This window comes from Neotabrizicola sp. VNH66, assembly GCF_049445895.1.
Taxonomy (GTDB): domain Bacteria; phylum Pseudomonadota; class Alphaproteobacteria; order Rhodobacterales; family Rhodobacteraceae; genus Pseudogemmobacter.
In genome coordinates, this window is record NZ_JBMSDW010000001.1 from 356,541 (window position 1) to 377,837 (window position 21,297).

At 67.6% G+C, this 21,297-nt stretch carries 20 protein-coding genes and 1 riboswitch; of the genes, 6 read left to right on the forward strand and 14 right to left on the reverse strand.

Features of this window, described 5'->3' with window-relative positions:
- Positions 1 to 2: 2 nt before the first annotated feature.
- The 5 genes from ACO2Q5_RS01825 to ACO2Q5_RS01845 all read right to left on the reverse strand — a co-directional run bounded on the left by ACO2Q5_RS01825 (position 3) and on the right by ACO2Q5_RS01845 (position 4,425).
- Entirely contained in the window at positions 3 to 365 is a 363-nt protein-coding gene (locus ACO2Q5_RS01825; protein WP_423287864.1) for an Mth938-like domain-containing protein, read from the reverse strand.
- A complete protein-coding gene (gene secF / locus ACO2Q5_RS01830; protein ID WP_423287866.1) occupies positions 365 to 1,339 on the reverse strand; it encodes a protein translocase subunit SecF in 975 nt (324 codons plus the stop codon). The genes ACO2Q5_RS01825 and secF overlap by 1 nt, the downstream gene beginning before the upstream one ends.
- A gap of 13 nt (positions 1,340 to 1,352) precedes the next feature.
- Positions 1,353 to 3,020 (reverse strand): protein translocase subunit SecD, encoded by a 1,668-nt coding sequence (gene secD / locus ACO2Q5_RS01835; RefSeq protein WP_423287868.1) that lies wholly within the window; start codon positions 3,018 to 3,020, stop codon positions 1,353 to 1,355.
- Positions 3,021 to 3,045: 25 nt separating this feature from the next.
- On the reverse strand, positions 3,046 to 3,372 hold the full coding sequence (gene yajC / locus ACO2Q5_RS01840) for a preprotein translocase subunit YajC (protein ID WP_423287870.1): 327 nt from the start codon (positions 3,370 to 3,372) through the stop codon (positions 3,046 to 3,048).
- Between the two features lie 132 nt (positions 3,373 to 3,504).
- A complete protein-coding gene (locus tag ACO2Q5_RS01845) occupies positions 3,505 to 4,425 on the reverse strand; it encodes an acyltransferase family protein (RefSeq protein ID WP_423287871.1) in 921 nt (306 codons plus the stop codon).
- Positions 4,426 to 4,583: 158 nt separating this feature from the next.
- Between ACO2Q5_RS01845 and serS the strand changes: the two genes are divergently transcribed.
- Positions 4,584 to 5,873, forward strand: coding sequence for a serine--tRNA ligase (serS, locus tag ACO2Q5_RS01850; RefSeq protein ID WP_423287872.1), 1,290 nt, complete (start codon positions 4,584 to 4,586; stop codon positions 5,871 to 5,873).
- 87 nt (positions 5,874 to 5,960) lie between these two features.
- Here serS and ACO2Q5_RS01855 read toward each other — a convergent pair whose 3' ends face one another.
- Positions 5,961 to 7,079: a hypothetical protein gene (locus tag ACO2Q5_RS01855; RefSeq protein ID WP_423287873.1), complete on the reverse strand. Its 1,119-nt coding sequence runs from the start codon at positions 7,077 to 7,079 to the stop codon at positions 5,961 to 5,963.
- 128 nt (positions 7,080 to 7,207) lie between these two features.
- Here ACO2Q5_RS01855 and ACO2Q5_RS01860 point away from each other — a divergent pair, with 128 nt between their 5' ends.
- From ACO2Q5_RS01860 to ribD, 3 genes are all read left to right on the forward strand, one after another.
- The gene (locus tag ACO2Q5_RS01860) at positions 7,208 to 8,113 is read left to right on the forward strand and encodes a ketopantoate reductase family protein (RefSeq protein ID WP_423287874.1); all 906 of its coding nucleotides are present in this window, start codon (positions 7,208 to 7,210) and stop codon (positions 8,111 to 8,113) included.
- A gap of 151 nt (positions 8,114 to 8,264) precedes the next feature.
- Positions 8,265 to 8,735 carry a transcriptional regulator NrdR gene (gene nrdR / locus ACO2Q5_RS01865; RefSeq protein ID WP_423287875.1) on the forward strand — a complete coding sequence of 157 codons (471 nt, stop codon included), beginning with the start codon at positions 8,265 to 8,267 and terminating at the stop codon, positions 8,733 to 8,735.
- Positions 8,732 to 9,826 carry a bifunctional diaminohydroxyphosphoribosylaminopyrimidine deaminase/5-amino-6-(5-phosphoribosylamino)uracil reductase RibD gene (ribD, locus tag ACO2Q5_RS01870; protein ID WP_423287876.1) on the forward strand — a complete coding sequence of 365 codons (1,095 nt, stop codon included), beginning with the start codon at positions 8,732 to 8,734 and terminating at the stop codon, positions 9,824 to 9,826. The genes nrdR and ribD overlap by 4 nt, the downstream gene beginning before the upstream one ends.
- Positions 9,827 to 9,976: 150 nt before the next feature.
- Here ribD and ACO2Q5_RS01875 read toward each other — a convergent pair whose 3' ends face one another.
- The 4 genes from ACO2Q5_RS01875 to ACO2Q5_RS01890 all read right to left on the reverse strand — a co-directional run bounded on the left by ACO2Q5_RS01875 (position 9,977) and on the right by ACO2Q5_RS01890 (position 12,865).
- On the reverse strand, positions 9,977 to 10,405 hold the full coding sequence (locus ACO2Q5_RS01875; protein ID WP_423287877.1) for a VOC family protein: 429 nt from the start codon (positions 10,403 to 10,405) through the stop codon (positions 9,977 to 9,979).
- 188 nt (positions 10,406 to 10,593) lie between these two features.
- Positions 10,594 to 11,271, reverse strand: coding sequence for a hypothetical protein (locus ACO2Q5_RS01880; protein ID WP_423287878.1), 678 nt, complete (start codon positions 11,269 to 11,271; stop codon positions 10,594 to 10,596).
- Complete coding sequence (locus tag ACO2Q5_RS01885; protein WP_423287879.1) at positions 11,199 to 11,984, reverse strand: hypothetical protein; 786 nt, start codon at positions 11,982 to 11,984, stop codon at positions 11,199 to 11,201. The genes ACO2Q5_RS01880 and ACO2Q5_RS01885 overlap by 73 nt, the downstream gene beginning before the upstream one ends.
- On the reverse strand, positions 11,975 to 12,865 hold the full coding sequence (locus tag ACO2Q5_RS01890) for a hypothetical protein (protein ID WP_423287880.1): 891 nt from the start codon (positions 12,863 to 12,865) through the stop codon (positions 11,975 to 11,977). Before ACO2Q5_RS01890 ends, ACO2Q5_RS01885 begins: the two co-directional genes overlap by 10 nt.
- 189 nt (positions 12,866 to 13,054) lie before the next feature.
- Between ACO2Q5_RS01890 and thyX the strand changes: the two genes are divergently transcribed.
- Both thyX and ACO2Q5_RS01900 read left to right on the forward strand, forming a co-directional pair.
- Positions 13,055 to 13,960, forward strand: a complete 906-nt coding sequence (thyX, locus tag ACO2Q5_RS01895; protein WP_423287881.1) for an FAD-dependent thymidylate synthase — start codon at positions 13,055 to 13,057, stop codon at positions 13,958 to 13,960.
- A 91-nt stretch (positions 13,961 to 14,051) separates the two neighbouring features.
- Complete coding sequence (locus ACO2Q5_RS01900; RefSeq protein WP_423287882.1) at positions 14,052 to 15,446, forward strand: NAD(P)/FAD-dependent oxidoreductase; 1,395 nt, start codon at positions 14,052 to 14,054, stop codon at positions 15,444 to 15,446.
- On the opposite strand, the gene ACO2Q5_RS01905 is transcribed toward ACO2Q5_RS01900, so the two are convergent.
- The 4 genes from ACO2Q5_RS01905 to ACO2Q5_RS01920 form a co-directional block, all read right to left on the reverse strand.
- Positions 15,443 to 16,483: an AbrB family transcriptional regulator gene (locus ACO2Q5_RS01905; protein ID WP_423287883.1), complete on the reverse strand. Its 1,041-nt coding sequence runs from the start codon at positions 16,481 to 16,483 to the stop codon at positions 15,443 to 15,445. The two genes, ACO2Q5_RS01900 and ACO2Q5_RS01905, sit on opposite strands and share 4 nt — an antisense overlap.
- Before the next feature lie 403 nt (positions 16,484 to 16,886).
- Positions 16,887 to 17,963: a 2Fe-2S iron-sulfur cluster-binding protein gene (locus tag ACO2Q5_RS01910; RefSeq protein WP_423287884.1), complete on the reverse strand. Its 1,077-nt coding sequence runs from the start codon at positions 17,961 to 17,963 to the stop codon at positions 16,887 to 16,889.
- Positions 17,964 to 19,202 carry an aromatic ring-hydroxylating oxygenase subunit alpha gene (locus tag ACO2Q5_RS01915; protein WP_423287885.1) on the reverse strand — a complete coding sequence of 413 codons (1,239 nt, stop codon included), beginning with the start codon at positions 19,200 to 19,202 and terminating at the stop codon, positions 17,964 to 17,966.
- A gap of 109 nt (positions 19,203 to 19,311) precedes the next feature.
- Positions 19,312 to 19,506, reverse strand: a riboswitch (cobalamin riboswitch).
- Between the two features lie 73 nt (positions 19,507 to 19,579).
- The gene (locus ACO2Q5_RS01920; RefSeq protein ID WP_423287886.1) at positions 19,580 to 21,247 is read right to left on the reverse strand and encodes an ABC transporter permease; all 1,668 of its coding nucleotides are present in this window, start codon (positions 21,245 to 21,247) and stop codon (positions 19,580 to 19,582) included.
- Positions 21,248 to 21,297 lie beyond the last annotated feature (50 nt).

Genomic DNA, 21,297 nt, shown 5'->3' on the forward strand with positions numbered 1-21,297 from the left:
GCTCAGCCCGCGTCCACCGGGATCAGGGCCGCGGCGATCCGCCGCCCCTCGGACAGAAGCACATTGTAGGTCCGGCAGGCCGAGGGCGAGGTCATCGGCTCGATCCCGATCCCCGCCTCCTCCAGCGCCTCGCGCAGGGCGCGCGGCGGATAGGCCAGCGCGGCCCCCATGCCCAGCAGGAGCACGTCGATCTGCCCGGCCAGCGCCAGCGGCGCGGCGCTGTCCTCCAGCCCGCCCCAAGGCCCGGCATCCCATGGCGTGATCAGGCAGGGCCCGCGCAACACATGGCCGTCCAGACGAAAAAAGCCCGGCCCATAGCCCTCGATGGGCCGGGCCGAGCCATATGAAACCTCGGTCAGGCGCATCAGGCGTCGATATTGGCGTATTCGTCGGGCGTGGCCTTTTTCTTCGGCTTGTCGCCGCGGTCCACACCCAGGAACAGCACGATGTTCTTTGCCATATACAGCGTCGAATAGGTGCCGAGGAGAACGCCAAGGATCATCGCAAAGACGAAGCCGCGGATCACATCGCCGCCGAAAACGATCAGTGCGATCAGAGAGATCAGCGTGGTCGTCGCCGTCATCACCGTGCGCGACAGCGTTTCGTTCGCGGTCAGGTTCATCATCTCGCGCAGCGGCATCGCCTTGTATTTGGCAAGGTTTTCCCGCAGCCGGTCGAAGATCACCACCGTGTCGTTGACCGAATAGCCCAAGATCGTCAGCAGGGCCGCCACGATGGAAAGGTCGAACTTCAGCCCGAACAGCGACCAGATGCCAAGGGTCACGATCACGTCATGCAGCATGGCCGCCACAGTGCCCAGTGCCATCTGCCATTCGAACCGCATCCAGATGTAGATCAGGATGCCGACCGAACCCGCGACGACGGCCAGAACCGCCTTCCAGATCAGCTCGCCCGAGACTTTGGGGCCGACCGATTCGACCTGTGCGAACACGATCTGCGGGTCCACCTGTTTCAGCGCCGCCTCGACTGCGGTGATGACCTCGGGGACCACCGCCTCTTCGCCCTCACGCGCGCCTATGCGGACCTGCGCCACGTGCTGGTCGTCGCGGAACGACGGGTCGTTCACCTCGGTGATGGTGACTTCACCGATGTCCAGCGGCTGCAGCGCATCGCGGTAGGCGCCGACATCCACCGGATTGACCGATTCCGTGCGGATCGTCGTGCCGCCCAGAAAGTCGACGCCGAAGTTCAGCCCCTTCACCCCCACGATCACGACCGAGGCCACGATCAGGAAGATCGACAGCCCGAAGGTCAGCCATTGCACGCGGAAAAAGTCGATGTTGGTCTTTTCGGGGACCAGTTTCAGACGGAATGCCATAGCTGTTTCCCCCTCAGACCACGATCGTCTTGGGACGTTTGCGGTTCAGATAGACCTCGATCACCAGCCGCGTCACATAGATCGCGGTGAACATCGAGGTGATGATCCCCAGCGTGAAGGTCACGGCAAAGCCGCGCACCGGGCCAGAGCCGATCCAGTACATGATGAAGCCGGTCAGAAGCGCGGTGATATTCGCATCCATAATGGCCGAGAAGGCCCGCGCGAACCCGGCTTCGCAGGCGCGGGCGGGCGACAGGCCTGCACGCAGTTCCTCGCGTATCCGCTCAAAGATCAGCACGTTGGCATCGACTGCCATCCCCATGGTCAGCACGATCCCCGCGATGCCGGGCAGCGTCAGCGTGGCGCCGATGGCCGACAGCACGGCGATCATCAGGACGATGTTCAGCACCAGCGCGATATTCGCGAACCAGCCGAACATGCCATAGCTGAGCACCATATAGGCGATCACCGCGATGGCGCCGATGACGGCCGCCGTCTGTCCCGCGCGGATCGAGTCGGCGCCGAGTTCGGGGCCGATGGTCCGCTCCTCAAGGAATTCCATCTTCGCAGGCAGCGCGCCCGCCCGCAGCAGGACGGCCAGCTGCGTCGATTCCTCGACCGTGAAGCTGCCGGTAATGATGCCCGATCCGCCGGGGATGTGGCTCTGGATCTGCGGGGCCGAGATGACCTGATTGTCCAGCACGATGGCGAAGAGCTTGCCGATGTTGTTCGCCGTGTAATCGCCGAACTTGCGCGCGCCCGCACCGTCAAACCGGAAGCTGACCGCCGGTCGGCCGTTTTGATCGAACGAGGGCTGGCTGTCCACCAATTCCTCGCCCGTCACGACCGGGGTTTCCTCGACGATGTAATAAAGGCCCTTCTGGTCCATCGACGGCAGCAGAAGGTTGCGCGCACCGGCGCTGGCCCCCGCATCCGTGGTGGTGCTGACGACCGGGTGGAACGACAGCTTGGCCGTGGTCCCGATCAGCGATTTCAGTTCCGCGGCCGAGCCGATGCCGGGCACCTGGATCAGGATGCGGTCCGCGCCCTGCCGCAGGATCGTGGGTTCGCGGGTGCCCGCCTGGTCCACCCGGTTGCGGATGATCTCAAGGCTTTGCTGCACGGTGCGGCTGTCCGAGGCCGCCTTTTCCGCATCGGTCAGCGTCACGACGACATCCGCCCCGTCCGAGGTCACGGAAATATCGGTCGAACCGGCGCCGGTCAGCGACATGACCGGGGTGGCCAGTGCCCGCAGCGCGGTGACGGCGGCCGACACACCATCCGGATTGGCAAGGGTGATGCGCAGCGTATCGGGGGGCGACGGCGCACGGCGCACGGTGCCCACCTGATCGCGCAGGCCGCGCAGGACATCGCGCGCCTCGGGCCAAAGCGCGTCCATCCGCGCCTTGTAGACGTCTGTCACCTCGACCCGGGCCAGAAGATGCGCCCCGCCCCGCAGGTCAAGGCCCAGCGGCATCAGGCCCGAGGGCAGCCACGACGGCCAGAGGCCGGTATCGGCCTCCTGCTCGGGCGTGGCCACACCATCGGCCCTTGCGATGGCGTCCACCGCGTCGTTGCGGGTTTCCACCCTGCTGTAGAATGCATTCGGCAGGGCCCAAAGGCAGCCCCAGAGAATGACCAGCAGGATGAGGATACGCTTCCAGGTCGCGGTCGGCGTCATGTCACAGCCTTGATTTGGGGCGCGGTCAGGCCGCGGCCGCCTCGGTCTTGTTCAGAACCTGGGTGATGGTGTGCTTCACGACCTTCACCTTCACGCCCTCGGCGATTTCCACCTCGACCATGCCATCTTCCTGCACCTTCGACACCTTGCCGACGATGCCGCCCTGCGTGACGATCTGGTCACCGCGGCGCAGCGCCTCAACCATGGCGCGATGGTCCTTCATCTTCTTCTGCTGCGGGCGGATCATCAGGAAATACATGATCGCGAAGATCAGGATCAGCGGCAGGAACGAGGTCAGGGCCGAAGCGGCGCCGCCGCCGGCGGCCTGGGCAAAGGCGGGGGTTGCAAACATGAACGGGTCCTCTTGTTGGTCGGGTCTGGGTCGGAAACCGGGCCGCACCCGGCCGGGCCGCCCTGCGCTGGTCAAACGTGTTGGCGCTATCTAGGGGCTTTTCGCAGCTTTTGCCAGAGGAAGCCGCAAGCCTCAGGCCATGCCGCGGAGGCCGGGGATCCGGCGCAGCACCCATGTCCCGGCGACAGAGCCGATCACGCCGAACAGAAACCCCGTGTGGGGGGCCATGTCAGAGCCGACAAGCTTGTAGCCGACCAGCTCGAAGAAGGGATGCATCAGGTAAAGCCCGAAGGCATAGCCCGCCGCGGCGGTCATCCAGGCCCCGCCCCCGCGCAGGCGCCAGACCGCCTCGAAAATCGCCGCCGACAGCAAAAGCTGCCAGCTGGCCTGATCGAAATGCAGCGCCGTCATCACCGCAGACCCGGCAGCGGCCCACAGAAGCACGGTCCGCGTGGCCTCCATCCGGTGCGCCACCGCCGCAAGCGCGCCCCAGAGGTAGATCGGCAGCGAAAACGCCCATTGCGGAAAGGGCTGCGGCAAACCGTCGCCCTCGGGCACCAGCCAGCCCGCAATGCCCTCATTCGCATGGACCAGCCCCAGCAGGACCCACAGCACCGCCACCCCCGCCGCCGCAGCCGTCAGCCGCGCCCGCGTGGTGACATGCCGCGCGATCAGCGGCACCGCCGCCAGCGCCAGCGCGGCAAAGGGCAGGAACCACAGATGGACCGAGGGGCCGACGAGCAGGCTGAACGGCTCGCGCAGAAGGGCGAAGGGCTCGTCCGAGACGACTTCATAGACGGCGCGGTAGAACAGGCACCAGAAGAGCCACGGCTTCAGCAGCCGCATCGCGCGCGACGACCAGAACCCCTGCCCGGCGCCGCGCAGATAGGAGCCCACGCTGAAGTAAGAGGTCAGGATCAGGAACACCCCAAGCGCGGGATAGCCCACCACCCACCAGCCCATGGCATGATCGGCCACGATCCCAAGGGCCGCGACAAAGCGCAGGAGGTCGATCCCGCGGCGGTAGTCCTTCTTTGCCGGTGTCGCGGCCATCTGCTCTCCGTTTTGCCGGTGATAGCCTGCCGCGCTGCATCTGCGAAGCCCCCGGTTTGCAAACGCTCCGTTGCCGGGGCGGCATCTGTGGCCGCGCGGACTTCCCCCCGCGCGCCCCTTCTGGCATAGGAACAGCGTCACGAACGCGAGGCAAAATCATGCACGACATCCGCTCTATCCGCGAAAACCCGGCCGCTTTCGATGCGGCACTGGCACGCCGGGGCCTGTCGGCTGCCTCGCCCGCGCTGCTGGCGCTGGACGAAGGCCGCCGCGCCCGCATCCTGGCGGCCGAGACCGCCACAGCCGAGCAGAACCGCGCCTCCAAAGAGGTGGGCGCCGCCAAGGCGCGCGGCGATGAGGCCGAGTTCGAGAAGCTGCGCGCCCTTGTGGCCGAGAAAAAGGCCGAAATCGCCCGGCTGAACGCCGAGGCGGGCGAAGAGGATGCCAAGCTGCGCGATGCGCTGATGCGGATTCCGAACCTGCCGCTGGACGAGGTGCCGGAAGGCGCCGACGAAGACGACAACGTCGAAATCCATCGCTGGGGCACCCCCCGCGCCTTTGACTTCAAGCCGGTCGAGCATTTCGAGATTCAGGGCGTGAAGCCCGGCATGGATTTCGAAACGGCGGCCAAGCTGTCGGGCGCGCGCTTCGTCGTGCTGCGGGGCGCGGTGATCCGTGTCCACCGCGCCTTGGCGCAGTTCATGCTGGACACTCATATTGAAGAGCATGGCCTGACCGAGACCTGGACCCCGGTTCTGGTCAAGGATGAGGCGATGTATGGCACCGGCAACCTGCCGAAATTCGCCGAGGACAGCTATCAGACCACCAATGGCTGGTGGCTGATCCCCACCTCTGAAGTCACGCTGACCAACACCGTCGCGGGCGAGATTCTGGACGAGGCGGCCCTGCCGATCCGGATGACCGCACACACCCAATGCTTCCGGTCGGAGGCCGGGTCCGCGGGCAAGGACACCTCGGGCATGCTGCGGCAGCACCAGTTCGAAAAGGTCGAGATGGTGACGATCTGCACCCCCGGCACCCATCTGGACGAGCAGGAGCGCATGGTGAAATGCGCCGAGGCCATTCTGGAAAAGCTGGGCCTGCCCTACCGCCGCATCGTCCTGTGCACCGGCGACATGGGGTTCGGCGCGCAGCGCACCTATGACCTTGAGGTCTGGCTGCCCGGGCAGGACCGTTACCGCGAGATTTCCAGCGTCTCGACCTGCGGCCAGTTTCAGGCGCGGCGGATGAATGCGCGCTTCCGTCCTGCGGGCGGCAAGCCCGAATTCGTGGCCACGCTGAACGGATCGGGCCTTGCCGTGGGCCGTTGCCTGATCGCCGTTCTGGAAAACGGCCAGCAGGCCGATGGTTCGGTCGATCTTCCCGCGGTTCTGCATCCCTATCTGGGCGGCAAGACCCGGATCGACGCTTCGGGCGCGCTGGCCTGAGACTGGTTGCCCCGCCGTCAGGAGGGCCTCGCGCCCTCCCGCAGCGGGTGGACACAGCCGGGGCAGGTCAGGCTGAAGGTTCCGGTTCTAAAGATCCCAGTCGATCTTCGGCCGGTTCGGCTGTGCGGGCGCCTCGGGCGCGGGGGAAAGCCAGCCCCCGCGGATCGGCAGGCGCCGCTCGGCCCCCCAATCGCCGGTGACGGTCAGCACATTCCCCTCCAGCTGCACCGCAGCCACCGCCTGACCCGAGGGCCAGCGGATCGCGCCCGTCACATGGCGCACCTCGGCCATGCCCTGCGGGTCCAGCGTCAGCAGCGGCGGCTGACCGGCGGCAGAGAGCGGATCGGGCACCTCATGCGCCGAGAGGCCCAGAAGCGGCAGCGCCGCCCCCTCTTCTATGCCAAGACAGCCTGTGTGGCGCCCGTTCCATGGCGCATAATCCCGCCCGCCATTGGAATGCCACAGCATCGTCATCGGCAGCTGTTTCGGATCGCGCAGCGACAGGAACAGGTCGCCCTGATCGGGCCGCACCACTGCGGTCCAGCCCAGCCGGGCCGAGGGTTCTTCGACCGCGACCACGAAATCCTCATGCGCGGGACCCCAGGGATAGCGATGCAGGTTCACCGTGCCGCCGTCGGCACCCGGAAACTCGGCCCCGTCCTCGGCGCGACGCGGATAGGCCAAAGCCGACCGCCCGCGCGCAGGGTCGCTTTCCGGCGCCGTCGCGGGCGTCTCGAACCAGCGTTTGCGCGAGAAGGAGAGCTTGCCCCCGCCCGGCAGCGCCACCATCGCGTGATTGGCCACCGGCAGGGCGCCGGTGCCGCCGATGAACAGGTGGCGCTGATAAAGGAACGGGTGCCCGTCCTCGACCGACAGCTCCTTCACCACCGTGGCGCCCAGCACCGGCCGGTCCAGCACCGCCCGCACCAGCGCGGGGCCGGACAGGGCCACCGGCCAGTCGCCATTGGCCGTGGGGCCGTGCAGCCCGTCCATGTCCTGACCGAAGGGCGCACTGAAGAAATCACCGCGCAAGCCGCGCTGATGGCGCGGCGCCGTGGCGGGCACCTCGTCCGGTGCCCAAGGTGCGCGGTGCAGCGGCGCGACCTCGGCACCTTCATCCGTGACCGTCAACGACGAGACGAAACCGCAGGCCGGATCGAACTGGGCCCGGATTCCTGTGGCGGCGATTGTGACGGTTTCAGGCATCGGCCCCTCCTGCATCTTTTCGCGCCACGCTGTCATGACCGCCCGCGGGCGGCAAGCCCCGCAGGCCCGGCCCCCTTGACCCTGCGGCGTCCCGGGTTATCCCGGACGAACACAAAGCGGGGGATGACATGGCACGGGGCATTGCGGTGATGGGCGCGGGCGCAGTCGGCTGCTATTACGGCGCCCTTCTGGCCGAGGCGGGCGAGGCGGTCACCCTGATCGGCCGCACTGCACTGGTGCAGGCGGTGGCCGAGCGCGGGCTGATCTTCGAGGATACCGCCGGACAGCGCCGGGTCGACCTTGCCGCCAGCGAGACGCCCGCCGCGGTTGCGGGCGCCGATCTGGTACTGGTCGCGGTGAAATCCGGCGACAGCGAAGCGGCGGCCCGCGCGATCCTGCCGCATCTGGCGCCCGATGCCATCGTGCTCAGCCTCCAGAACGGCGTGTCCAATGCGGAAACCCTGTCGCAGGTTCTGGGCCGCCCGGTGGTGCCCGTCGTGGTCTATGTCGCCACCGACATGGGCGGCCCGGGCCATGTCCGCCACCATGGCCGGGGCGAACTGGTGCTGGCCGAGGCGCCCGGCGCCGAAGCGGCCGCCGCCCGCCTGCGCCGCGCCGGGATCGACGCCACCGTCTCGCCCGAGGCGGCCACGGCGATGTGGACCAAATTCACCATCAACTGCACGCTGAACGCCATCTCCGCCCTGACCCAACAGCCTTATGGCCGCATTCTGGCCGAACCCGGCGCGGCCGAGGTCATGCGCAGTGCGATGGCGGAATGCCTGACCGTGGCCCGCGCCAGCGGCATCGCCTTGCCGGAAACCCTCTGGCCCGAGGTCGAGCGGATCTGCGCCACCATGCCCGGCCAGTTCTCCTCGACCGCGCAGGACCTGCGCCGCGGCAAGCGGACAGAGATCGGCCACCTGAACGGCGAAATCGTCCGCCGTGCCACAAAGCTCGGGCTGGAGGTCCCGGTGAGCCGCACGCTGACCGTTCTGGTGCGGCTGGCCGAGGACCACGCCGCCACAGCCTGAGTCTTGCCCGCAACACCCCCGGGCCCCAGATGCGGTAGCGGCCATTTCTCCTTTGCCGAGATGCGGCCCCCCCGCCTATAGTCAGCCCATATAACCGGGGAAACACCCGGATCTTGAGGCAGGCCAACAACAACAAGCAAGGAGGGCGCGTATGCGCTGCCCATTCTGCGGGAACATCGACACCCAGGTCAAAGACTCGCGCCCGGCCGAGGATCACGTCTCGATCCGACGCCGGCGCTTCTGTCCGGCCTGCGGCGGGCGGTTCACCACCTATGAGCGCGTGCAGCTGCGCGACCTCATCGTCATCAAGACCAGTGGCAAGCGCGAGGATTTCGACCGCGACAAGCTGGAACGTTCGATCCGCATCGCCATGCAGAAACGCCCGATCGACCCCGAGCGCATCGACCAGATGATTTCCGGCATCGTGCGGCGGCTGGAAAGCTTGGGCGAAACCGACATCCCCTCGCGCACCATCGGCGAGATCGTCATGGAATCCCTCGCCCGGATCGACACGGTGGCCTATGTGCGCTTTGCCAGCGTCTACAAGAACTTCCAGGCCGCCGACGACTTCGACCGCTTCGTGAGCGAACTGCGCCCGGCCACGGAGAAGACCGAAGAGTGAGCCGCGAGGCCGATGAGATCCACATGGCCCATGCCCTGCGCCTTGCCGCGCGGGGCCTTGGCACGACATGGCCGAACCCCTCGGTCGGCTGCGTGCTGGTGCGGGATGGCCGGATCCTCGGCCGCGGCTGGACGCAACCCGGCGGGCGGCCCCATGCCGAAAGGGTGGCGCTGGCCGCCGCAGGCGATGCCACCGGCGCCACCGCCTATGTTACGCTGGAACCCTGCGCCCATCACGGCAAGACCTCGCCCTGTGCCGAGGCTTTGGTGGCGGCAGGCGTGGCCCGGGTGGTCACCGCGCTGACCGACCCCGACCCTCGCGTCGCAGGGCGTGGCCATGCCATCCTGCGCACCGCAGGCATTGCGGTAACCGAGGGCATCCTTGCTGATGAGGCCCGGCGCGTGACCGCCGGTTTCCTGAAACGGGTGACGCAGGGCCTGCCCCTCGTCACGCTGAAACTCGCCACGACACTCGATGGCCGCATCGCCACCGCCACGGGCGAAAGCCGCTGGATCACCGGCCCCGACGCCCGCCGCATGGTCCATGCAATGCGGATGATGCATGATGCCGTCATGGTCGGCTCCGGCACCGCAGCGGCCGACGACCCGGACCTGACCGTCCGCGACATGGGCAGCCCGCATCAGCCGGTCCGCATCGTGCTGGACAGCCGCCTTGCCCACAGCCCCGACAGCCGCCTCGGCCGCAGCGCCAAGGATCACCCGGTCTGGCTGGTCCACGGCCCCGACGCCCCCGGCCCCGCCCGCACCGCATGGGAAGCCACCGGCGCCAGGCTGATCGAAGCGCCGCCCGCCGCCGATGGTCGCACCGACCCGGAGGCCGCGCTCCGCGCATTGGCCGGCCGCGGCCTGACCCGGATCTTCTGCGAAGGCGGCGCGGGCCTTGCCGCCCGGCTGATCCGCCAAGGCCTCGCCGATGACCTCGCAGTCTTCCACGCCGGCACCCTCATCGGCGCCGAGGGCACCGCCGCGCTTGGCCCGCTCGGTCTCGCCGCACTCGCGGACGCCCCCCGCTTCACCCTGCGCGAAACGCGGCAGATCGGCGCCGACACGCTGTCGCTCTGGTCCGCCTGACCCTCAGCCGATTCCAGTTTGCCCAAATATCCCGGGGGAGTCGCGGAACGCGACGGGGGCAGCGCCCCCATGCACCCCGAGGGCGCGCGCGATCCGCGCGCCCGAGACATCGCTTGCGGCCCCTCTTCGGGGCCGCTCTGCAAGGCCCCCTTACCAGTGGCCGGTATTGCCCATCGAGGCCCAGGGTTCCGCCGGGGCCTGCGCGCTGCCCTTCTGCAACAGCTCGATCGAGACATTGTCGGGCGAGCGGACAAAGGCCATCCGGCCATCCCGCGGCGGGCGGTTGATCAGCACCCCATTGGCCTGCAGATGGGCGCAGGTGGCATAGATATCATCCACTTCATAGGCCAGATGGCCGAAATGGCGGCTGTCCGAGGGCAGGCCCTCGTCACCATCCCAATTGTAGGTCAGTTCCACCGGACAATCCGGCTGGCCGGGGGGTGCCAGAAACACCAGCGTGAACCGCCCGCCCTCATTCTCGATGCGGCGGGTCTCTTCCAGCCCCAGAAGCCGATAGAAAGCCATGGATTTTTCCAGGTCCAGCACCCGGACCATGGTGTGCAGATAGCGGATCGTCATGACGAATTCTCCCTTGCGCACCCGGGTCAGCCGGGCACGGATGGCCGGAGGTTAGCGCAAACGCCGCCGTCGCGGCAACCCGGGCCCCTGCCGCTGCGGCCTGAGCGGGCGTGAACCGGCCATGACATGGTCCCGGAAATCCGCCCAAATTGGCGCGATCAGAACCGGCCCGTTCAGAACCGGCCCGTTCAGAACCGGCTGGCGATGCCGAAGGAAATGCCCAGCTCCTCGGTATCGCGCACGACGACCTCGGATTTCGTCCGCGCCGCCGTCACCGTCACCGTGGGATTGAACCCCATCACCGCCAGCGAGGGCAGTTCCGCCGTGACCGACAGGCTCATCCAGTCGTCCGGGGCAAAGCCCGGCGTCTTCCAGTAGTCGCGCCGCTCGGCCTCCAGATCCACCATCAGGCCCAGATGCTCGCTGCGGATCGGCGCCCGCCAGCCCAGAGCCAGCGACGGGCCGCGCCAGGCCACGCCCGCAGCATCGCTGGCCACTTCGACTGCGCCCAGCCGGGCGGTCAGCGCCCCCAGCCCCTCGGCCCGGTGCGACACCGAAAAACCCAGCCGCTGCGTCAGGCTGTCGGCCACCGGCCGTCCCGTCACATCGACATCTTCGGCCGACCATTGTCCGGCGATGATCCAGTCTTCCGACAGCGCGCGGCGCAGTTCCGCCGAGACCGCCATCCGGTCGGCACTGTGATCCCCGCCCGTCCAGCGCCGCCCCGCCGCAGCATCCAGCGCCAGCGCCATCCGCCCGTTGTCCGAGGCCCAGAGATGCGACAGACCCAGCGTCACCTCGTCCTGCCGGTAATCGCTGCCCCGGGCGGCGGGGTTGATCGCCGCGGCGCGGTCGCCCAGCGACACCTCTTTATGCGCCCATTGCAGGCGGCCTTGGGTCCGGGGCGAAAAGGCCCATGCCGCCTGCACCGCCCCGCCCCGCCCCAGACAAAGCCCGGCAGCGCCTCGTCGATCGGGATAGGAATGCCGTAGAACCAGAACGTGTCATGCAGGCTGCCGCCGTTCACGTTTTCAGACGGACCGGCGAAGGCCTGTGCCGAAAAGCTCAGCCGGGTCTGCGCCGAGACCGTGCCATAGGCCTGCGCCAGCACCGCCTCATGCGCTTTGGTGGTGGCGTAAAGATCGGCCCGCCGCAGCCACAGCTTCGAGGCCCATGTCCGCCCCGATCCGGCCAGAGCCTCGGCCGTCAGCCAGGCCCCCTCGAACCGGGCCGCGTCCCCTTCGGCCAGACGGAAGCCGGCCTTTGCCACAGGCACCGCCTGATCCGGCTGGCCCGACCGTGTCAGCCCCGCCGCCAGCAGCATATGCGCCGCCGCATCCTGCGGGGCCACGGCAAGGATCTGCCGCGCGATGGACACCGCCAAATCGGCCCGACCCACGACCAGCGCCCGCTGCGCCATGGCCCGTGCACCGCCAAGGTCGGTCACGACCTCGACCTCCTGACCGGAAGCTGTTTGACCAGTCGGCCCGGCCTTTGCACTGTCCCCGAACGGCCCGCCCCCCGACAAGCCCAGCACCGCCCCCGCCAGCAGCAGCGGGAGCAGCCGCGTCAGGGACATGCGGGACCCCCGCCCGCGGTGCAGCTGGGCAGAACGATCATGCCGTGCTCATAAAGATTGGCCGCCCCCGACACCGGATTGAACACCATAACCGCGGCCACCGCATCGGCATCGCCGTTGAAGGCGCCGCCATAGGTGCCCGCCGAGGTCCAGCCCGAAGGGTCCGCCCGCCGGACCGAATCCGTGAAGGTGCCGTCGGCATTGATCGCCGTGGCCCAGAGCGCGATATCGGCCAGCGAGCCGCCGGTTTCCAGAACGGTCCGCTGGTCCACCCCGCCCGAGACGCGCATTTCGGTGAAATCCGCCGTGATCAGCGCGCGGCCCGTGGTGCGCCAGGATTGCGTGGGGTTCAGCGTGCCGCCCGGCCCGCCGCCCGTGGGCGTGCCGGTGTTCAGAAGCCCCGCATAGGTGCCGGAATAGTCATAGCGCGCCCCGACCCCGCCGCCCGAAGGCCGGGTAAAGACATCCGCCCGCCAGACCTGCGCGCCGCCGTGATAATTGGCAAACTGCCCGGCATCCACCGCGGAAATCGCGGCGACCCCGTCCACCTTGCGCACCAGCGCCACGACCATCCGGTTCGAGGTGGTGGTCTGGTAGCTGTAGGCCTCATAATCACCCACATCCAGCGCGGCATTGCGTCCGTAATTGCCCGACAGGTCCGTCGCGTCCTGAGCGGTCATCTGCACCGCAATGGTCGCCGCATTGGAGGACCAGCCCTGCAGTGCCGCCGCCTCGACATTCATGCTGACAGCGGCCGGGACCAGCGGATTGGTCGTGCCGCCACCACCTCCGCCGCCGCCTCCGCCGTCCCCGATGGGGTTTCCGCCACAGCCCGCCAATGCAAGCGAAGACATCAGCAGAAGAAGAAACCGCTTCGACATGGACCGGACCTCAAGAAAATTTTACGTCAGCTTTGCCCGGAAAGCCCTTGAAAGTCAAAGACGATCTGACTTCTCCACAGGAATGGTCCTGACGTGTCACCCTTGCATCACGCTTGATCTGGCGGTTTCGCACCGCCCGTCCCCCAGATATAGTCCGGCTCCGACTCATCCCCATCGAAAGGCCCGCCCATGTCCCTGACCGCCGAACAGCTGGCCGAGATCGAATCCGCACGCGCCACCCCGCGGCCCACCCTGCGGGCCGTGGCCGAGGGGATGGAGGCCCATCTCTACAAGGCGCATCCGGTGCTGGACCACGGCTTTGTCCGGGTGATCGACTATATGGGCGACGACAGCGCCATCGTGCAGGCGGCCCGGGTGTCCTATGGCGCAGGCACCAAGCATGTCTCGAATGACGAAGGGCTGATCCGCTATCTGATGCGGCACTGGCATTCGACCCCGTTCGAAATGTGCGAGGTCAAGCTGCATGTGAAGCTGCCGGTCTTCGTGGCGCGTCAGTGGATCCGTCACCGCACCGCCAATGTGAACGAATACAGCGCCCGTTACTCCATTCTGGACCGCGAGTTCTACATCCCCGCGCCCGAACATCTGGCGGCGCAAAGCTCCGTCAACAATCAGGGCCGCGGCGCCGTTCTGGAAGGGGCCGAGGCCGCCCGCGTGCTGGACCTGCTGAAGCGCGACGCGGGCCAGATGTATGACCATTACGAAGAGATGCTGTCTCAGGACGGCCAGCAGGGGCTGGCCCGCGAACTCGCGCGGATGAACCTGCCCATGAACATCTATACCCAGTGGTACTGGAAGACCGACCTGCACAACCTCTTCCACTTCCTGCGGCTGCGCGCCGATGCCCATGCGCAATATGAAATCCGCGTCTATGCAGAGGCGATCGCCCAGACGGTGAAGGACTGGGTCCCCCTCGCCTTCGCCGCTTTCGAGGATTACCGCATGGGCGGCGTGAACCTGTCGGGCAAGGCCGTCGCCGTGCTGAAACGCCGTCTGGCGGGCGAGACGGTCACGCAGGAAGACAGCGGCATGTCCAAGGGCGAATGGCGCGAGTTTGAGGCGATATGGGCCTGACAGGCCCTGCAGCCGCCGCCAGACGCTTCAGGGAATTTGCCCCGCCCGGAAGAGAGCGGGCACCAATGGCCTGACCTGACCGGAGATGTCCATGCCGAACCCCACCCCCGCCCGCATCGGTGACGTGTCCTTCTGGTATGCCGATATCGGCCTGCCCGCGCGCCGCCCTGCGCTGGAGGGAGACACAACGGTCGATGTCTGTATCATTGGCGCGGGCTATACCGGGCTTTGGGCGGCGTGGTATCTGAAACAGGCGGAGCCGTCGCTGAACATCCTGATCGTCGAGAAGGAGTTTGCGGGATTCGGCGCATCGGGGCGGAACGGGGGGTGGCTGTCGGGCGGGTTCTCCTGGAGCCATGCGCGTTATGCCGCGACCTCCGGCGCGGAGGCGGTGCGCGCCATGGTCCGGGCGATGAACGGCACCGTGGATGAGATCATCTCGGTCGCCGAGGCGCAGGGGATCGACGCCGATATCCGCCGCTGTGATGAGCTGATGGTGGCCGTGAACCCCGCGCAGGAGGCGCGGATGGTGGCCGAGACCGAACACCGCCGCCATTGGGGCGAAGAAGCGCGGGTTCACCGGATCAGCGCCGAGGAACTGGCGGGCCGCATCCGCATTCCGGGCGCCCGTGGCGCGCTGGTGGTGACCAATGTCGCCCGCATCCAGCCGGCCAAGCTGGTGCGCGGGCTGGCCGCCGCGGTAGAGCGCGCGGGCGTGCGGATCGCGGAGGGCACGACCGTCACCGCCCTGTCGCCGGGCCGCGTCACCACCGACCGCGGCACGGTAACGGCAAAGGCGGTGCTGCGCTGCACCGAGGGCTTTACCGCCGGTCTGCCCGGGCTGACGCGGGAATGGCTGCCGCTGAACTCGGCCCAGATCGTGACGGAGCCGCTGCCGCAAAGCGTTTGGGACCAGATCGGCTGGGACGGGCATGAAATCCTTGGCGATTTCAACAATGCCTATTGCTATTGCCAGCGCACGCGCGAGGGGCGGATCACCGTGGGCGGGCGCGGCGTGCCCTACCGCTTCGGCTCGGGCCTTGACAGCAACGGCACCCCGGATGCCGAGACGATCCGGCGGCTGGTGGCGATCCTGCACCGGCATTTCCCGGCGGCACGGCAGGCGCGGATCGACCATGCCTGGTGCGGCGTTCTGGGCGTGCCGCGCGACTGGTGCGCGACGGTGGGCTTCGATCCCGCCGCGGGGATGGGATGGGCCGGGGGCTATGTGGGCACCGGTGTGTCCACCTCCAACCTGGCGGGGCGGACGCTGGCGGATCTGACCCTGGGGCGCGAGACGGCGCTGACCGCTTTGCCCTGGGTCAACCGCCGGGTGCGGAAATGGGAGCCGGAGCCTTTGCGCTGGCTGGGGGTCACCGGCATGTATGCGCTGTTGAACGCGGCCGACCGGGCCGAGGCGCGGCCCGGGGTGCAAAATCCTTCGGTGCTGGCGACAATCGGCAATCGGCTGGCGGGCCGCAGCTAGCGCCGCCGGAGCAGCGTGAACACCAGCGGCGCGGCCACGATCACCACCAGAATCCGCACCACATGGTTCAGCGCGACAAAGGCCACATCGGCATGGATCGCCAGCGCGATCAGCCCCATTTCCGTCAGCCCGCCGGGGGCTAGGGCGAGGATCCCCTGCTCCAGCCCGATTCCGAACCAGCGGCTCAGCGCCAGCGCGAAGACCAGCGCCAGCGCCAGGGACAGCACGGTGGAGCCGATGGAGAGCACCGCCGCCCGACCAAGGGCCCCCATGGCCATGCCGCGGAACCGGCAGCCCAGCACGGTGCCCAGAACGATCTGCGCGGCATTGACCAGCAGCCCGGGCGGCGCCGCCTCGCTGATGCCGGTCAGATGCAGGCCGGCCGACAGGGCCAATGGACCCAGAAAAGTGGGGGCGGGAAAGCGCAAAGCATGGCCCATCAGACAGCCCAGCAGCGCCGCGCTCAGCAGCAGGGCCGCCTCGTGCCATTCCATCGCCAGGGAAAGGTTCACTGCACCGCTGCCCACCGAATGGCCCTGCACCACCCGGAACCACAAGGCGATCAGCGCGATGGTGATCACGATGCGCAGGGAATGCGCGAGGATGATCGGCTCCGGCTTTGCGCCCTTGGCCTCGCCAATCTCGATCATCTCGGTCAGGCCGCCGGGCATCCCCGCGAAATAGGCGGTCGGCCAGTCCAGCCGCCCGGCAAAGTGATAGAACGGCACCACCACCAGCCCCACCATCACCAGATAGGCCACCAAGAGCGCCAGCGACCCGGCCCAGAGCGTGACATGGCCCAGCACCTCGGGCGCGAAGCGGGCGCCCAGCATGACCCCGATCACCGCCACCACGGCGGGACGGATGCGGTTCGGCCCCGCCACGGGCGCCCCGCAGACCGCGGCGATCAGCGTGAAGGTCAGGGCGCCCAGCATCCAGGGCAGCGGCAGGCCAAGGGTCCAGAAGGTCAGCCCGCCCGCCGCCCCAAGCGCCAGTCCAAAAGCATGGGGCAGCAGCTGGGACAGGGGGAGGGTCAAGGGCGGCTCCGATCTGGCACGGTATGCGGCGGTATGCCGCGCCTCACCCTTCATCGCGCTCCGGCCACAAAATGTCCACCCGCACCGCGCGAGATCGAAAGCGGGCGGACAGAATTTGCCTGCTGCATTCCGGAAAGTGTTTTCAGCCCATCAGCGGTGGTCGCCAGCGCGGCGACCGGACACCTGCCAACGGCTGCGGCAAAAGTCCGGAGCCCCCCGAACGGCGGTCCGGCCCTCGCCCCCCATCCCCAGTCACAGGCTTGCGCAATCCGCAGCCGCCGCCGCACAGAAGCGCGGCAGCGGCTTTCATCACCGGGGCGGATGAGGCTTGCAGCCCTCCACCCGGGGTTTGACGCAGAAAGCCACCTGCCCCGGCCTGACCGGCGCACACGTCACGCGGGTATCAAACCTCGACCGTGACCTTGCCCAAGGGGTTGGAGCAACAGGCGAGGATCCAGCCCTCGGCAATATCCTCGTCGGAAATGCCGCCGTTATGGACCATATGCACCTCTCCGGCGGTCTTCTTCACCTTGCAGGTGCCGCAGAGACCGAAGGTGCAGCCCGAGGGGATGTTCAGACCCGACCGTTTTGCCACGCCCAGCACGGTATCCGTCTCGGCGCAGGGCACGGTCTTGCCAGAGCGGGAGAAGGCAATCTCGGCCCCGGCCCCGGCATCGGGCACCACATCGTCGATCACCGGCGCATCGGCCTCCGACTTCACCGGCGCGCCAAAGCTTTCCTGATGGTAATGCGCCATGTCGAAACCCAGGGAGACCAGCATCTCGCGCACGGCCTGCATGAAGGGTTCGGGGCCGCAGCAGAACACCTCCCGCTCCAGATAATCCGGCGCCATCAGGCCCAGCATGATCTGGCTCAGGCGACCCTGATAGCCCGGCCAGCTTTGGAACGGGTCCGGCTCCTCGACCGTGAAGCGCAGCTTCAGGCCCGGCACGCGGTCGGCAAAGCCTTCAAGCCGCTTGCGCAGCAGGATTTCCGAGGGGCGCCGGGCGGCATGGACAAAGATGATGTCCGGCATCTCGCCCGAATCCCAGGCCCAGGTTGTCATCGACATCATCGGCGTGATGCCCGACCCGGCCGAGATGAACAGGTGCTTCTTCGCCGGATGCCGGTGCGAGGAGAAGATGCCCGACGGCCCATAGGCCTTGATCTTCATGCCGGGCTTCAGATGGTCCAGCATCCAGCGGGTGCCGATGCTGGTGGCCTGCGCCTTCACCGTCACGCTGATCGACAAGGGGCGTGAGGGGCTGGACGAGATCGTATAGGTCCGCTGCACATTGCCGCCCGGCACGGGAAGGTCCAGCGTCACGAACTGGCCCGGCTGATAGTCGAACCACGCGCCCGAAGGCGCGCGAAAGGTGAAGGTGGCGGTGTCGTCGGTTTCCGGCACCACCATGGCGCATTCCAGCAGTTCGCTGTCCGACCACGGCTCCTTGGTCCAGTTCAGGCGCGACTTTGCCATTTATTCCGCCGCCATCGCCGGACGCGGCGACAGGCGCCGGGTCATGAGGTTGCAATACCAGTCGACGAACTGGATCACGCCTTCCTCCTGAATGCGGGAATAGGGGCCGGGCTCATAGGCGGGCGAGAGAATGCCCTTCTGGTTTTCCTCGACCACCTGACGGTCTTCGTCATTGGTGTTGATCCAGACCTCGGTCAGGTTCGGCAGCTGGTAATCCACGCCCTCGACCGCGTCCTTGTGGACCAGCCAGTTCGTCGTGACCTGCGTTTCCGTGGGGCTGATCGGCAGCACCCGGAAGACGATGGCATGATCGCCCAGAAAGTGGTTCCAGGTGTTCGGGTAGTGATACATCAGAAGGCTGCCCGCATCGTAAAAGGGCATCGTCCCCATGCGCTTTTCGACGGCGTGTTCCGTGCTCATCGTATAGCTTTCGGCGTTGTTCAGCAGCGGAATCCGCGCCAGACGCCACTGGAAGTCGGCGGCATTCACAAAGCGCGACGGCAGGCCCGCGGCCTCGCACCGTTTCCAGTGGTCCAGAATGTCGGGGCTGGCGCTGTCGGGGCCGTCCATCGCGGTCATCCGCGGATTGTCGGAATAGGTGCGGCAGAGCGAGGGGTGAGAGCCGCCGCAATGATAGCACTCGCGGTTGTTCTCCATCACCAGCTTCCAGTTGCCCTTTTCCACGATGGTCGAGGAATAGGCCACCTTGGCATCCGCCAGACCCGAGGGCGCCAGATAGGGCATGGCAGCGCGGGCCAGATCGGCGATCGGGGGCGGCACCTCGGCCAGACAGACATAGATGACGCCGCCCAGATCGACGCAATGCACCTTCTTCAGCCCGTATTTCGAGGCGTCGAAATCCTCGCCCATGTCGCGGGCATAGATCAGCTTGCCCTCAAGGTCATAGGTCCATTGGTGATAGGGGCAGACAAGGTTCTGGGTGGAGCCGTTGTCCTTGGCGCAGAGCCGCTGGCCACGGTGGCGGCAGACGTTATGGAAGGCACGGATGCGGTTGTCCTTGCCGCGGATGATGACCACCGGATAGGCGCCCACCTGCATCGTGGCATAGGCGCCCGGCTTGGCCAGTTCGCAGGCGGGGACGGCGAACAGCCATTCCTTGTACCAGACCTGCTCCAGATCCTGCTGATAGACGCCGGGATCGCAGTAAAGGTCACGCTCCAGCGCGAAATCGGGTTTGCGGCCCCCGATCAGGGCAAGGGTTTCCTGGGCCGAACGCATCGGGTCCTCCTGGGCCCGCGCCGTCCCGCGCGGGGGTGATCTGACATGCAGGGTGCCGGAAACGGCCGCGTCGGAAAAGACCACGCGCCGCCCCACCGCACCCCGCGGCTGGTTTTTCCTGCGAAAGGCTGGTTTCCGGGCTCGCGGCGGGCGGGTTTCCCCCGGATGCGGCGCCTTCCCAGGTCTCCTCCCAGTGGCTCTTGCCGCATCCCCCATCCGTCACCGTTGCGGGGGCAGCGCCGGTCTTGCACCGGCTTCCCAATTCTCCGCTGTCGCCAGCGGCACCTTTTGCCCTGACAGGATAGCTGCACCGCAGCGGCGGAATGCGACAATTCCGACAGGACGACGACGGGAAAAGACTTCTGCGAAAAACGCCTTCAGTCGCGGTTGGCGCGGGCCACCACGGCGACCGCCGCCAGCCCGACCAATGCCACCAGCAGGGCGGCCGGCGCGGCTTCGGACAGACGCTCCAGCGAGGACAGTTCGAACATCCGGGTGGACAGCGTGTTGTAGTTGAACGGCCGCAGCAGCAGCGTCGCGGGAAGTTCCTTGACGCAATCGACAAAGACGATCAGCAGCGCCGTCAGCACAGATCCGCGCATCATCGGCAGATAGACTGCCGTCAGCGTGCCGCCCGCGCCGCGACCCAAGGACCGCGCGGCCATCGGCAGGTTGGGCGACACCCGGTCAAAGGCGGAATCGACCGCCCCCTGCGCCACGCCGAAGAAGCGGACGACATAGGCCACCACCAGCGCCGCTGCCGTCCCGGTGATCATCAGCCCCGGGTCATGCCCGGACAGCGCCAGCACCGCATCGGCCAGCTTGTGGTCCAGCCCGGCCAAGGGCAGCAAAAGCCCGATCGCCAGCACCGCGCCGGGCGTAGCATAGCCCAAAGTCGTCAGGGGCAGCACCGCGCGCACGCCCGCGCGCCCCGAAAGCCGCAGGCCATAGACCAGAAACAGTGCCATCCCCACCGTCAGCGCCGCCGCCGTGCCGCCCGAGATCAGCGTATTCGCCAGCGCCCTGAACAGACCCGGCGCCAGCCAATGCGCGGGCGCCTGCGCGGCCAGATGCAGCATCACCCCCACCGGCAGCAGGAACCCGGCGGCAAAGGGGATCAGGCACAGCAGGAAGGCCGCCGCCCCCTGCCCCGCGCCAAGCTGCATCCGCGTGACCGGACGCTGCGCCCGGCCCATCCGGTGAAACCGCGCATTGCGGCGCGACACCCGCTCCAAAGCGACCAGCAGGAAGATCAGGAACAAAGCCACGCCCGCGATCTGCGCCGCGCCCCCGGCATTGCCGCCATTCAGCCAGGTGGAGAAAATGCCGGTGGTCAGCGTCTGCACCCCGAAATGATAGACCGTGCCGTAATCGGCCACAGTCTCCATCATCACCAGCGCGACACCCGCCGCCACCGCGGGCCGCGCCAAGGGCAGGCCCACCCGGAAGAACAAGGCCCACGGCCCGCGGCCAAGGGCGCGCGCCACCTCCCACGTGCAGCCCGACTGCTCGCGGAAGGCCGCACGGGCCAGGAGATAGACGTAAGGATACAGCGCGGCCGAGAAGACCAGCACCGCCATCCACAAAGACCGGGTCTGCGGGAACCAGTAATCCCGGGCCGAAGTCCAGCCAAAGGCCGCCCGCAGCCCGGCCTGCACCGGCCCGGCATAATCCAGCACATCGACCAGAGCATAGGCCCCCACATAGGCCGGGATCGCCATGGGAAACAGCAGCGCATGGTTCAGCCAGCGCCGCCCGAGAAAATCATACATCGTGACCAGCCAGGCGGCGCCGGTGCCCGCCGCCGCCGTCAGCGCCGCCACCCCCGCCATCAGCATCAGCGTGGTGCCGATGTAGCGCGGCAGCACCGTGGCCGTCAGATGCGGCCAGATGTTCTCGGTCGGGTTGGCCGCAATCCAGAGGACCGCCGCCACCGGCGCCAGCACCAGAAGCGCGATCAGCCCCGCGCCCAGCGTCCAGACATCGGGACGCAGGGCGGGGGCGCGCAGGCGGCGGGCGCGAAGTTGACGGATTTGCTCGGCCATCGTGACCCTTCCGCTACAGGAAAGCGGTTCCCCTGTAAAGAAAACCCCGT